The following is a 13,085-nucleotide window of genomic DNA, read 5'->3' on the forward strand; positions in this document are numbered from 1 at the left end:
CCGTATCAGAACTGCAAGTGTTCTGCGCGCACAATCATCGCCAGACCGGAAGAGAGCTGCACACGTACGCCATCTTTAGCGATTTCGAGTACGGTAGCATCCATCGCGCTCTTGCCTGCTCTGACTTTGATTTCTTGGCCAATTTGCAGTTTAGAGATATCCGTGACTGGCACATGGCGCTGCTGGCTTTCCTCTTTGACTTCACGAGGTTGACGAGCGGGCTGTGGGCGAGTTTGTGGGCGTGGCTTGCGGTTCTCCGGTGCGGCTCCGCCTTCGCGACGTGCAGCAGGTTTTTTACCGGCTGGACGTGGACGACGCGGTTGCGCATCGGCTGATTCGCCGGCAGCTTCACGTTTTTTGGCGTTTTGTTCGGCACGCTGTGCCTGAACGCGCGCTTTCGCTTCTTCAAGCTGTTGGCGGGCATGATCGACATGCTGCTGTTCGAGTTCACCGCACGGGTTGCCGTCTAAATCGACGCGCTGCGCGCCAACTTTGACGCCGTACAGGTAACGCCAGCTAGAGGTGTACAGGCGCAGGGCAGAACGCAATTGCGTTTTGCTGAGGTTCTCTTCCCCTTGAACACGCTCGACCAGATCCTGAAAAATACCGATTTTCAACGGGCGAGCTTCGCCCTCGGCGCTAAAGCAGAGCGGAAAACGCTCGGCAAGAAAAGCAATGACTTCTTTACTAGAGTTCAACTTAGGTTGATTTTCCATGAAATTTCCTGATTACAACGGGTTTGCCAACCAGCGCAGGCATGAACAGGCGTCATTATAATGACGCCATCGGTAAATGCCACGTTAACCGTAGATCAACTTGCTGCCACAGTGACATATTTCGCACTATCACACTGTTCCAGCTGCGCACAAAGCCCCGCCACCACTGCTTCCAGGCCCCTTTCGTCCTGTTCGTCGAAACGTTGATAAACTGTGCTGTCGATATCGAGAACGCCGATAATCTGACCGCTAACATTCAGCGGCAGCACAATTTCTGCATTACTGGCTGCGTCACAGGCGATATGGCCTGGGAACGCATGGACATCACCAACACGTTGCACGCGGTTTTCCGCCACGGCAGTCCCGCACACGCCCTTGCCTACCGGAATACGTACGCAGGCGATCTTCCCCTGGAACGGACCGAGCACCAATTGCGCACCGTCCATCAGATAAAAACCGGCCCAATTGACGTCATCAAGGCGCTCGTTGATCAACGCACTGGCGTTGGACAACGCGGCGATAAAGTTGGTTTCCCCGTCAAGCAGCGCGCACAAATCACGTTTTAATTCCGCGTAGAATTGTTCTTTTGTCATGTGTTAACCATTAATACCGTGAAGATGGCCAGAAGCCCAAGTCTTAAGCCCTATAAAATAAGCATTAAATGCCTATAGCCACAAGGTTAATCATCTGTTGCTTCACAAAACCCTACCGGGCAAGGTATGTTTGCCGGTCTGAAACCCTGTTTTGCCGCCCGGCGCTTGAACCGATGAGCACGGACAGATTTATTTTTCAGCTACGCTAACTGTTGCGGCGAGCTTTAGGGCAGCTTTTCTCATGATGAAAATACACGCTATCACCGGCCCACTTTCCAAAGCACGCCACCAGCGCTGTTGCGAATGCGACCTGCTGTTTGTGTTGCCGCCGCTCAGCGGCAAACAGGCAGCCTACTGCCCGCGTTGTGATGCGAAGGTGGTCAGCGGACGCGACTGGTCGATGACCCGACTGACCGCCATGGCGGTCACCATGTTGCTGCTGATGCCCTTCGCCTTCAGCGAACCGCTGATCAGCATCCGCTTGCTGGGCGTACGTATCGACGCCAGCCTGCTGGAAGGCATCTGGCAGATGAGCCGCCAGGGTGATCCTATCACCGCCAGCATGGTGGCGTTCTGCACCATAGGTGCTCCACTGACGTTGGCGCTGTCACTTCTGTACCTGCGTTTCGGCCATGCGCTGGGCATGAACCTGCGCCCGGTGCTGCTGATGCTGGAACGGTTAAAAGAGTGGGTGATGCTCGATATTTATTTGATTGGTATGGCCGTGGCAACCATCAAGGTCAAAGAGTATGCCGATATCCAGGCCGGCAGCGCCCTGATCGCCTACCTGTCACTCACCCTGCTCAGTATTCTGACGCTGATCCACGTCAATCTGGAACAGCTGTGGGAACGCTACTACCCGCAAGAGCAACCAGAGGGCCCGCCGACGGCACTGCATATTTGTCTGTCGTGCCATTTCACCGGTTATCCCGATGAGCGCGGACGCTGCCCGCGCTGCCATGTGCCCATGTGTCACCGTCAGCCCTACAGCCTGCAAAAAACCTGGGCGGCGCTGATTGCGGCAATGATTTTACTGATCCCGGCCAACCTGTTGCCGATATCTATCATTTACGCCAATGGCGCCCGGATGGAAGACACTATATTCTCCGGGGTGGTGTCACTGGCAAGCTCCGGCAATGTGCCGATCGCCGCCATCGTCTTCATCGCCAGCGTGCTGGTGCCCTTTACCAAGGTCATTGTGCTGATCACGATATTGTTCAGTATTCATTTCAAAACCTCGCACAGCCTGAAAACGCGCATTCGCTTGCTGCGGCTGGTGACCTGGATCGGCCGCTGGTCAATGCTCGATTTATTCGTTATTGCACTGATGATGTCGCTGGTGAACCGCGACCAGTTGTTATCTTTTACTATGGGACCGGCAGCCTTTTACTTTGGGTCTGCGGTTATTTTAACTATTCTTGCCGTAGAGTGGCTGGATAGCCGATTGATTTGGGATGCACATGCAACAGGAAACGCCGAATACACCGACTGAAGCGCGGGTCAAAAACAAGCGCCGCATTTCGCCATTCTGGTTACTGCCGTTTATTGCCCTGCTGATTGCGGGGTGGCTGGTCTACAGCAATTTCCAGGAACGCGGCACCACGGTGACCATTGATTTTCAGTCTGCGGCAGGCATCGTCGCTGGCCGTACCCCGGTGCGCTATCAAGGGGTAGAAGTCGGCACCGTACAGAGCATCAGCCTAAGCAAGGATCTGCGCAGCATCGTGGTCGAAGCCAGCATCAAGAGCGATCTGGAAGACTCGTTGCGCGACGGCACCCAATTTTGGCTGGTTACGCCAAAAGCCTCATTGGCGGGTGTGTCAGGCCTGGATGCGCTGGTCGGCGGCAACTACATTGGCATGATGCCGGGCAGCGGGCAGCCGCAAACCCACTTCACCGCCCTCGATACTCAGCCCAAATACCGGCTGAACACCGGCGAGCTGATGATTCACCTGCATGCCGACGATCTGGGGTCGCTCAATACCGGCTCGCTGGTCTATTACCGCAAAATTCCGGTCGGCAAGGTGTATGACTACACCATCTCCGAAGGGAATAAAGGCGTCACTATCGATGTGCTGATCGATCGCCGCTTTGCCAATCTGGTGAAGGGCAACAGCCGTTTTTGGAACGTTTCCGGCTTTAAGGGCGATTTCAGCCTGTCGGGCGCCTCGGTGCAGATGGAAAGCCTGGCCGCGCTGGTTAACGGCGCCATCGCTTTTGATTCACCGCTCGACGGTCAACAGGCCAAGGCCGATCAAAGTTACACCCTCTACCCGGATCTGGCGCACAGCCAGCGTGGCGTTAACATTACGCTTGATTTGCCCAGCGGTAACAGCCTGAGTGAAAATCACACGCCGCTGATTTATCAGGGGCTGCAGGTAGGTACTTTGACCAAACTGACGCTGGAACAAGACAGTAAGGTCACCGGCGAGCTGACCATCGATCCGTCGGTGGTGGATTTAATGCGCAGCGGTACGCGGATCGTCATGCGCAGCCCGCGCTTGAGCCTTAACGACGCTAAACTCAGCCAGCTGCTGACCGGCAATACGCTGGAGCTGGTGCCGGGCGAAGGCGAGCCGCAGCAGCACTTCAACGTGCTGGACAGCAGCGAAACCCTACTGCAACAGCCGGGCGTGCTGACCGTAACGCTTAACGCGCCGCAAAGCTATGGCATCGACGTTGGCCAGCCGCTAGTGGTTCATGGCGTCAAGGTCGGCCAAATAATGAGCCGCGCGCTAACCGACAGCGGCGTGGTATTCACCGCCGCCGTGGAAGCCCAATATCGCCGCCTGCTGCATAAAGACAGCAAGTTCGTGGTCAACAGCCGCGTCGACGTCAAGCTGGGGCTCGATGGCATGGAAGTGCTGGGTGCCAGCGCGCAGGAATGGCTGGACGGCGGCGTGCGCATCATCCCCGGCAGCAAAGGCGATCCAGTCGGCCAGTATCCTCTGTACGGCAACAGCGAAAAGGCCGAAGCCGGCATCGTCGGTAACAGCCCAACGCCGACCCTGACGCTGAACGCCGTCAGCCTGCCTGACGTTCAGGCCGGTTCGGTGGTGCTGTACCGCAAATTCCAGGTGGGCGAAATTGTTAACGTGCGCCCCAAGGCCAACGAGTTTGAAGTCGATGTTTATATCAGCCCGGAATACCGCAAGCTGCTGACCAGTGAAAGCATCTTCTGGGCCGAGGGCGGTGCCAAGGTGCAGTTGAACGGCAACGGTCTGACGGTACAGGCATCCCCGCTTAACCGCGCGTTGAAAGGCGCCATAAGTTTCGACAACCTGCAGGGCGTGACGCTGGACAAAGGCGCCAAACGCGTACTGTACGCCACGGAAACCGCAGCCCGCGCGGTGGGTAGCCAGATCATCCTGAAAACCTACGACGCCAGCAAACTGTCGCCGGGTATGCCGCTGCGCTATCTCGGCATCGATATCGGCCAGGTGGATTCGTTGAAGCTGGCGCCAGAGCGAAATGAAGTGTTGGCCAAGGCGGTGCTGTATCCGGAATACGTCCAGACCTTCGCACGCCTGGGCAGCCGATTCTCGATTGTCTCGCCGGAGATTTCCGCCGCCGGAGTCAGCAACCTCGATACCCTGCTGCAACCTTATATCAACGTGGAACCGGGTCGCGGGCGCGAGCTGCGCAGCTTTGAGCTGCAGGAAGCCAGCATCACCGACTCGCGCTATCTGGACGGTCTGAGCGTGATCCTTGACGCAGCCGAAACCGGCTCGCTGCAGATTGGGACCCCGGTGCTGTTCCGCGGCGTGGAAGTGGGCACCGTCACCGGTTTCTATCTGGGGGCCATGTCCGATCGCATCCACGTGGCGCTGCGCATCAGCAAGAAATACCAATATCTGGTTCGCAACAACAGCGTGTTCTGGCAAGCCTCCGGCTATAACCTGCAGTTTGGCCTGACCGGCGGCGTGATCAAGAGCGGCACCTTCCAGCAGTTCATTCGCGGCGGCATTGCTTTCGCCACCCCGCCAAGTATTCCGCTGGCGCCTAAGGCCACGCCGCACAAGCACTTTATGCTGAATGCGGAGGAACCTAAGGACTGGAGAGACTGGGGCACCGCCATCCCTAAAGAGTAAATAAGTCACCTTCTCAGGGGCTCAGCAATGCTGGGCCCCTACTGTTTCCAGCTTTGTGGTAAACTTCCGCCCTTATTTTGACAGCTGCCAGAGAGCTCACCCCGTGGCCAAACCTGCCTCCGTTTATTTGCCGCCCGCCTTTCTCGACGCGACGCGTGCCATCATGCCCGCCGACCTGTCGATGGACGATTTTATTGCCGCCTGCCAACGCCCGCTGCGCCGCAGCCTGCGAGTGAATACGCTGAAGATCAGCGTTGCCGACTTTTTGACGCTGGTGCAGGATTACGACTGGCAGTTGGAGCCAATCCCCTGGTGTACGGAAGGCTTTTGGATCGAACGCAAAGACGAGGAACTGCGGCTGGGTAGCGCGGCGGAGCACTTGAGCGGCCTGTTTTACATTCAGGAAGCCAGCTCGATGCTGCCGGTCAGTGCACTGTTCGCCGCAGGGGAAACGCCACGTCGGGTGCTGGACGTCGCCGCCGCGCCGGGTTCCAAAACCACTCAGATTGCGGCCTTGATGAACAACCAGGGTGGCATTGTGGCGAACGAATATTCCGCCAGCCGGGTCAAGGTGCTGCATGCCAACATCAGCCGCTGCGGGGTTAAAAACACGGCGCTCACCCACTTTGACGGGCGGGTATTCGGCGCCGCACTACCGGAAAGCTTCGACGCCATTCTGCTGGATGCACCCTGCTCCGGTGAAGGCGTAGTACGCAAAGATCCGGACGCTATGAGCAACTGGTCGCCGGAAAGCGTTGCCTCCATCGCCGAGACTCAGCGCGAGTTAATCGACAGCGCCTTCCATGCCCTGGCACCGGGTGGCGTCATGGTCTACTCCACCTGCACGCTCAACGCGCAGGAAAATCAGCAGATCGTCAACGGGTTGCTGGCGACCTATGGCGACGCGGTCAGCGTCGAGCCATTGGGCGAACTGTTCCCAGGCGCCAAACAGGCCCTGACCGCTGAAGGCTTCCTCCACGTGTTCCCGCAGATCTACGACAGCGAAGGCTTTTTCGTGGCCCGCCTGCGCAAACATCACTCCGTGCCCGCGTTGGCGAAACCAAGCTATAAGCTGGGCAAATTCCCGTTCGCGCCGCTTTCCGCCAAGGACTCTGCTGAAATCGCCCAGGCCGCCGCTGCTTCCGGGTTGGTCTGGGATGAAACCAGCCGCCTGTGGGCGCGCGATAAAGAGATTTGGCTGTTCCCCGCCGAGCTGGAAACGTTCGTCAACAAAGTACGTTTTTCCCGCATTGGGCTGAAACTGGCCGAACGCTTCACCAAGGGCTATCGCTGGCAGCACGAAGCGGTGATCGCGCTGGCGGCGGCTGACGGTAAGCAGCGCTTTGAGCTGGATGCAACACTGGCGCAGGAGTGGTATCACGGCCGCGACCTGTACCCGGACTCACCGCCGCTGACCGATGAATGCATCGTGACCTATCAGCAACAGCCGCTGGGGATCGCCAAACGCATCGGCAGCCGGATAAAAAACAATCTGCCCCGCGAACTGGTTCGCGACGGTGCGTTGGATTTTCATCAGTAGATGCGCTGAAACTGGCCGGAAAATGCCGGCCAGTTAATGGCGCTAATAATATTCCGATAGGGGAATATTATTATTCTAATCATTTACCCTTTTCGGCATTATCCTCCCGACTTGCCAAATATACCGACGCCTTTCAAAAATAAAGATAATTTTTGGCTCCTGACCAAGACAATTCAGCATTCTTATTCTATTAATTAAACTGTAAATAAATTAATGCGTTTAACCCGGTTCCGGGCGGCGCTTTTGTGGGGTTCTCCCTTACACAGCAAGGAAACTAATATGAAAAAAACTCTGATGGCATTGACCTCGGTAGCCACCCTGCTGTGCGCAAACGGCGCAGCTAACGCAGCAGGCACTATTCAGGGCAACCTGGGCGTAACCTTAACCATCGGCGCGGGTTGCGTGGTCGGCGGTGGAAACAGCGCGGGTAGCGCCAACGACTTTGGCGCCATTAGCTTCGGGACTTACTCTTCCCTGTCCAACATTATTGACGCCAGCGCAACCGGTTCCGGCGGTGCAGGTACCCTGTCGCTGACCTGTACCACAGGCACCGCCTATACCGTGGCGTTGAATAACGGTCTGCACGTGGGTGCCGGTAACCAACGCCAAATGGCCAGTACGGCCGGCGCGTTAATCAAATACAACCTCTATCAGGATTCGGCACGTGCTACCGCCTGGTCTAGCGGCGCCAATGCCCTGACCGGCACCGGTACCGGCTCAGCGGTTCCATTAATTGTCTATGGTCGTGTCCCGGCGGCGGCCACTACGCCAGATCCTGATACCTACAACGATACCGTGACGATGACGGTAACCTGGTAACAGTGCGGCAAGCCCTTTTTGTTTTTGGGTTGCTGACGCTGAGCCTGGCGGTGAACGCGGATAGCAAAACCGCCACCATCGGCGTCAGTGCCACCTTGTTGAAGGCCTGTGAAGCAGGCAGCAACTCGGGCGGCAATGTCAGCTTTGGTTCGCTGGACTTTGGTACGGTCTATTTCCTCACTACCAACGTCAGTATTGCCGGGCAACAAAACGCGGGCGCCATTCGTGTCAAATGCAACAACGGCACCAGTTACAACGTGCTGCTGGGCGGCGGGCAAAGCGGTAACACCGCGGCCCGTTACCTGAAAAATGCCGCTGGCCAACAGGTGAACTACAACCTGTATACCACCAGCGCCCACAGCACCATTTGGGATAATTTGACCGGAGTATCGCAAACCGCCAACGGTCAGGATAACTGGTTACCGGTGTATGGCATGATCCCGGTGCAATCCACTCCTCCGATCGGCAGCTACACCGACACCGTGCAGGTCACCATCAATTGGTAAGGGTAATGCGTATTTTAAGCGGTGGTTTACTGCTCTGGATGATAACGCCGCCGGTACTGGGCGACACGGGTGTCAACGATCAGCAAAAAACCCAGGCGCTTACCGTCAACGCGACGGTAGTGAAAGGCTGTATTTTGGGCAGCGGCAGCAGCGATGTCACCACCTTCGGCAACCTCAACTTTGGACAGATCTCCTCGTTAGCCAGCAATATCAGCATAGTTTCCAGTTCGGGGGCCGGTTCCGTGCTGTTTCGCTGCAACCCAGGTCTGAGCGTCACGCTGGCGCTTGGCATCGGCAACAATGTCACCGGTTCTATCTCCGCCGGACGCAAATTGAAAAATACCCTGACCCCCGAGACCCTGATTTATCAGCTTTACCAGGACAGTAATTATTCCACCATTTGGGGCGATGGCAGTAACGGCGGCACCACAGAGGTCGTCGCCGCGACCGGTAGCACCCAGGAAATAAAAGTTTATGCCCGTTTGTTCTCGACCAGTACCCTGCCCACCAGTGGCACATACAGCGATACGGTCTTACTGACGGTCACTTATTAGTATTTTGAATAAGGATTTAGCCATGCGCATACCCTTCCGACTGCCACTGACGGCAGCGCTGCTGATTGTCGGCCAACAACAGGCTCTGGCCGCCGCGTCAATCCTGATTTGGCCCATCGATCCAGTGATTGAAGATCAACAACCCGCGACGGCGCTATGGTTGGAAAATCGGGACAGCAAGCCGGTCTATATGCAAGTGCGGGTGCTCGGCTGGAAACAGACCGCCGGTAAAGACGACTACAGCAACCAAAGCGAAGTCATCGCCAGCCCGCCGGTTGCCTCAATTGCACCAGGAAAACGCCAACTGATCCGGCTGGTTAAACAAACCCCGCCGCCCGCCGGGCAGGAGCGCGCCTACCGTATTCTGATTGATGAAGTCCCGGTAAAAGATTCAGGCAGTCAATCCGCGCCAGAAGGGGCGCAGATGGGGCTGAAATTCCAGATGCGCTATTCAGTCCCGTTGTTTGTCAGCGGTAAAGGGGTCTGGACCAAGCAAGACTCAGAAAAACCGCGCGATTACGCCACCGCCAACCAGCCGCAGCTCAGCTACCGTCTGTTGCAACAGAGTAGCCAACGTTGGCTGGAGGTGCGCAACCAGGGCATCGTACATGCGCGTATCTCCAAAGTGACGATGCAGGGAAAAACGCTTAATGCCGGTCTGATGGGGTATGTGTTGCCCGGTTCGCAGATGCGCTTTGCCCTGCCGGCATCGGGCAGTTTCAGCAGCGGTCAGTTGCAAGCCACGGTCAACGATAACAAACAGCCGATAACCTTAACCGCTTATTGAGCTTGATGTGCCGTTAACCAGGATACCGTCCCCCAGGCGTAACGGGTTCGGGCTGAAGCCGTTAGCATTCGCCGTACTGTGCGCAGTGGCCACGCCGTGGCTACCGTACGCTTGCGCCGACGATTTGCCGCCGCCGCCCAGCGCCATCAGCATGCCGGATACCACCCTGTATCTGGAGCCGGTGGTCAATGGTCGTCAGACCGGGAAAGTGGTGCCAGTGACCTATCGCGGCGGCCACTATTACCTCACACCACAGCAGTTGCTCGACGCCGGCCTGCCGGTAGCGGATAAACAGGCGAAAGAAATTGCCGTCGACCAATTAGAGAAAGTGGACGTCACCTACAGCGGTGAAACCCAACAGTTGATGATCAACGTCCCCAACGACTGGCTACCCAATCAAAAATTCAACGCTCAGAACCCACTGGATCGCCTGCCGGCGCAGAGCAGTCTCGGCCTGCTGTTCAATTACGATTTGTACGCCAGCCAAAGCAGCGCCAACGGCCAGCCGGGCTCTCTTTCTGCCTGGACAGAACAACGGCTGTTCGATGGCTTTGGCGTGGTGTCGAACACCGGTATTTTCCGCGGCAGCTTTAACACCTCCGCCAACAGTGAGCAGGACAACCGTTATATCCGCTACGACAGTCAGTGGCGCTACAATGATGATGACCGCCTGCTTAGCTATACCGCCGGCGATCTCACCACCGGCGCCCTGACCTGGAGCAGTTCGGTGCGTATCGGCGGCGTCCAGCTGGCGCGTAATTTTGCTTCCCGGCCAGACCTGATCACCTATCCGCTACCGCAGTTCTCGGGCCAGGCGGCTCTGCCCAGCAGCGTCGATCTGTATATCAACAGCTATAAAAACAGCAGTACCAGCGTTAACCCCGGTCCTTTCACCCTGGATACCGTGCCCTACATTAACGGCGCGGGCCAAGCCACCGTGGTCACCACCGATGCACTAGGCCGACAAGTCAGTACCGTGGTGCCGTTTTATGTCGCCAGTAACCTGTTGCAGACCGGCATGAGCGATTTCAGCCTGTCCGCCGGTGCCCTGCGACGCAATTATGGCATGAGCTCTGCCGATTATGGCCAGTGGGTGACCAGCGGCAGCGGACGTTACGGCGTCACTGACTGGTTGACTCTGGAAGGCCGCGCCGAAGGCGCAGCGGAATTGGCGGTGGGTGGCGCAGGTGCGAATATTCGCCTTGGTCAATGGGGCGTTTTCAATGCCTCGTACAGCTACAGCCAGGCCAGCGATAATGCCTTTAACGATTATCAACCTTCGCAACAACCCAACTACTACGATCCCCTGACCGGTCAACCTATCCCGCAGCCCGATCCGCAGCCGGTCTATCAATACAGCTCCAATCATGGCGATCAAAGCAGCATCGGCTACACCTACAGCAACCGCTATTACAGTCTGAATGCTCAGCGCATCCTGCGCAGCGCCGGCTTCGGTGATATTTCGGTGTATAAAAGTGACTATCGTCTGAGCCGCCGTACCGATCAACTGACCGGCAGTATCGGTCTGAACCGATTCGGTAGCATTGGCGCCGGCTATTTCGATGTCCGTGACGCCATTGGCCAACGCACTCGTCTGGCCAACTTCTCCTACAGCATCTCGCTGTGGCGCAATACCAGTCTGTATGCGTCAGTGAACCGTGAAATCGGCAGCAGCGGCTATAGCGCCCAACTGCAACTGTCCATTCCCTTCGACAGTTGGGGTACCGCCAGCGTCAGCGCCTCTCGTGACAACAACAATCGCTGGAACCAACGCGTCAGCTACAGCCGTGCCGCGCCGACCGACGGTGGTTTGGGCTGGAACCTGGCCTATGCGGACGGACAGAGCAGCGACAGCTATAGCCAGGCCGATATCACCTGGCGTACCCGCCTGCTCGAAGCCCGCGGCGGGATGTACGGCAACAGCAATGATTATACCCGCTGGGGCGAAGTGAGCGGCTCGCTGGTGGCAATGAAAGGCGATCTGTATGCCACTAACACCATCAATGACGCCTTCGCCCTGATCTCTACCGAGGGCTACCCGGACATCCCGGTCCGCTATGAAAATCAGTTAATCGGGGTGACCAACGCCAAAGGCTATTTGCTGGTGCCAACCGTCACTTCCTACTACCACGCCAAATTCCAAATCGATCCGCTCAACCTGCCTGCAGACGTGGCGGTTCCCACCGTAGAGAAAACCGTGGCAATCCGCGATCACAGCGGTTTTCTGGTCGATTTTCCCATCCAGCACATTTCCGCCGCCGACGTCAAACTGGTCGACGCCCAGGGCAAACCACTGGCTAATGGCAGTGAAGTGGCCGTTATCGGCAGCAAACAGCAAAGCTACGTCGGTTGGGATGGCATGGTCTATGTGGATCCGGTGCAATTGCAAAACCGGCTGAGCGTTATCCCGGCAGACGGCAGTGCCCCTTGCCAGGCGCAATTCAACCTGACCAAAACCCAGGGTATCCAAAGTATCGGGCCGATCGTTTGCCAGTAACTCATTATGGAGACAAATATGATCCGTGGAACCAAGGCGTTATTGCTGGCGCTGCTCTTGCTCACAGCCCGCCAGGCGCTCGCCGACTGTACCACCACCAACGGTGCCGTGACGCTGCCCGGCAGCAGCTCTTTTGCCGTCTACAACGGTTCGCTCAGCGCTCAAGGTACCGCCGGGCTCAACTGCAGCGGCCTTGGCCTGTCGCTGCTGACGCAAAACACCGTGACGGTTAAAATCAACTCGACCACCCACAATATGGCGCTGGCTAATACCGACGGTTCCGGCGATCAGATTCCTTATTTGATTTACCCCGATGCGAATTACCAATATCCCTACAGCGTCGGACAAACCATTGATTACAGTTCATTGAACCTGTTAACGCTGATCCTGATCTCGCCCAACGTCAATTTCCCGCTGTATATCAAAACTACCGCCGGGGCTAACGTGCGCGCAGGTACCTATACCGATACCGTCAACCTGGTGTGGAATTACCATATCTGCGGCCTGGGTCTGATTGGGCTTTGCATCTGGTGGGACGGCACCAATAAGCCCAGCACCGTTAACATCAGCCTGACGATCACTAAAGATTGTTTGCTGGGTACTGCACAAAACGTCAATTTCGGCAGCATGGCATTGGTGGGTCAGTTTAATGCGGTGAACCAAAGCATCACCCTCACCTGCACTAAAACCGAGGGGTACAATACCTACTTTACCGATGGTAATAACCCTGTCACCGGATGGCGGCGAATGAAAAGTGGCACCAGCAACTATCTGCAGTATCAAATTTACCTGCCCAACACCACCACGGTGTGGAACAGCGCTAACAAGCAAGCAGGCTCTGGCACAGGGCTGGCGCAAAGCATTCCCTACCTGGCGCAAATCAACCAGGCGCAAACCGAAGTGCCGGTGGGCACCTACCAGGACAACCTGAGTTTTGTCGTGGAGTATTAAGCCCCTGCGCTAGCCGCTGAATGCTCATGTT

The 13,085-nt window shown here is 56.8% G+C and carries 12 protein-coding genes; 9 read left to right on the forward strand and 3 right to left on the reverse strand.

What is annotated here, in order from left to right; genetic code table 11:
• Positions 1–5: 5 nt before the first annotated feature.
• Positions 6–716, reverse strand: a complete 711-nt coding sequence (gene proQ / locus ACMGG1_RS13355) for an RNA chaperone ProQ (RefSeq protein ID WP_020826550.1) — start codon at positions 714–716, stop codon at positions 6–8.
• Between the two features lie 95 nt (positions 717–811).
• A complete protein-coding gene (locus ACMGG1_RS13360) occupies positions 812–1,309 on the reverse strand; it encodes a GAF domain-containing protein (RefSeq protein ID WP_020826549.1) in 498 nt (165 codons plus the stop codon).
• Positions 1,310–1,553: 244 nt separating this feature from the next.
• Between ACMGG1_RS13360 and yebS the strand changes: the two genes are divergently transcribed.
• The 7 genes from yebS (at position 1,554) to ACMGG1_RS13395 (ending at position 9,606) form a co-directional block, all read left to right on the forward strand.
• Positions 1,554–2,801 (forward strand): membrane integrity lipid transport subunit YebS, encoded by a 1,248-nt coding sequence (gene yebS / locus ACMGG1_RS13365; protein ID WP_048762701.1) that lies wholly within the window; start codon positions 1,554–1,556, stop codon positions 2,799–2,801.
• Complete coding sequence (locus ACMGG1_RS13370) at positions 2,770–5,400, forward strand: PqiB family protein (RefSeq protein ID WP_020826547.1); 2,631 nt, start codon at positions 2,770–2,772, stop codon at positions 5,398–5,400. Before yebS ends, ACMGG1_RS13370 begins: the two co-directional genes overlap by 32 nt.
• Positions 5,401–5,503: 103 nt before the next feature.
• On the forward strand, positions 5,504–6,940 hold the full coding sequence (gene rsmF / locus ACMGG1_RS13375) for a 16S rRNA (cytosine(1407)-C(5))-methyltransferase RsmF (protein ID WP_129940401.1): 1,437 nt from the start codon (positions 5,504–5,506) through the stop codon (positions 6,938–6,940).
• Between the two features lie 279 nt (positions 6,941–7,219).
• Positions 7,220–7,759 carry a spore coat U domain-containing protein gene (locus ACMGG1_RS13380; RefSeq protein WP_122079008.1) on the forward strand — a complete coding sequence of 180 codons (540 nt, stop codon included), beginning with the start codon at positions 7,220–7,222 and terminating at the stop codon, positions 7,757–7,759.
• Between the two features lie 2 nt (positions 7,760–7,761).
• Positions 7,762–8,265 (forward strand): spore coat U domain-containing protein, encoded by a 504-nt coding sequence (locus tag ACMGG1_RS13385; RefSeq protein ID WP_414160727.1) that lies wholly within the window; start codon positions 7,762–7,764, stop codon positions 8,263–8,265.
• Positions 8,266–8,270: 5 nt separating this feature from the next.
• Positions 8,271–8,819, forward strand: coding sequence for a spore coat U domain-containing protein (locus ACMGG1_RS13390; RefSeq protein WP_020826543.1), 549 nt, complete (start codon positions 8,271–8,273; stop codon positions 8,817–8,819).
• 22 nt (positions 8,820–8,841) lie between these two features.
• Entirely contained in the window at positions 8,842–9,606 is a 765-nt protein-coding gene (locus tag ACMGG1_RS13395; RefSeq protein ID WP_020826542.1) for a molecular chaperone, read from the forward strand.
• Here the strand turns inward: ACMGG1_RS13395 and ACMGG1_RS13400 are convergent.
• The gene (locus ACMGG1_RS13400) at positions 9,592–9,759 is read right to left on the reverse strand and encodes a hypothetical protein (RefSeq protein WP_020826541.1); all 168 of its coding nucleotides are present in this window, start codon (positions 9,757–9,759) and stop codon (positions 9,592–9,594) included. The two genes, ACMGG1_RS13395 and ACMGG1_RS13400, sit on opposite strands and share 15 nt — an antisense overlap.
• Between ACMGG1_RS13400 and ACMGG1_RS13405 the strand changes: the two genes are divergently transcribed.
• Both ACMGG1_RS13405 and ACMGG1_RS13410 read left to right on the forward strand, forming a co-directional pair.
• Positions 9,758–12,103 (forward strand): fimbria/pilus outer membrane usher protein, encoded by a 2,346-nt coding sequence (locus tag ACMGG1_RS13405; RefSeq protein WP_048762658.1) that lies wholly within the window; start codon positions 9,758–9,760, stop codon positions 12,101–12,103. The two genes, ACMGG1_RS13400 and ACMGG1_RS13405, sit on opposite strands and share 2 nt — an antisense overlap.
• Positions 12,104–12,121: 18 nt before the next feature.
• On the forward strand, positions 12,122–13,054 hold the full coding sequence (locus ACMGG1_RS13410) for a spore coat protein U domain-containing protein (protein WP_258089784.1): 933 nt from the start codon (positions 12,122–12,124) through the stop codon (positions 13,052–13,054).
• Positions 13,055–13,085: the final 31 nt, after the last annotated feature.

The organism is Serratia sp. BNK-12 (genome assembly GCF_047456085.1).
Lineage (GTDB): Bacteria > Pseudomonadota > Gammaproteobacteria > Enterobacterales > Enterobacteriaceae > Serratia > Serratia liquefaciens.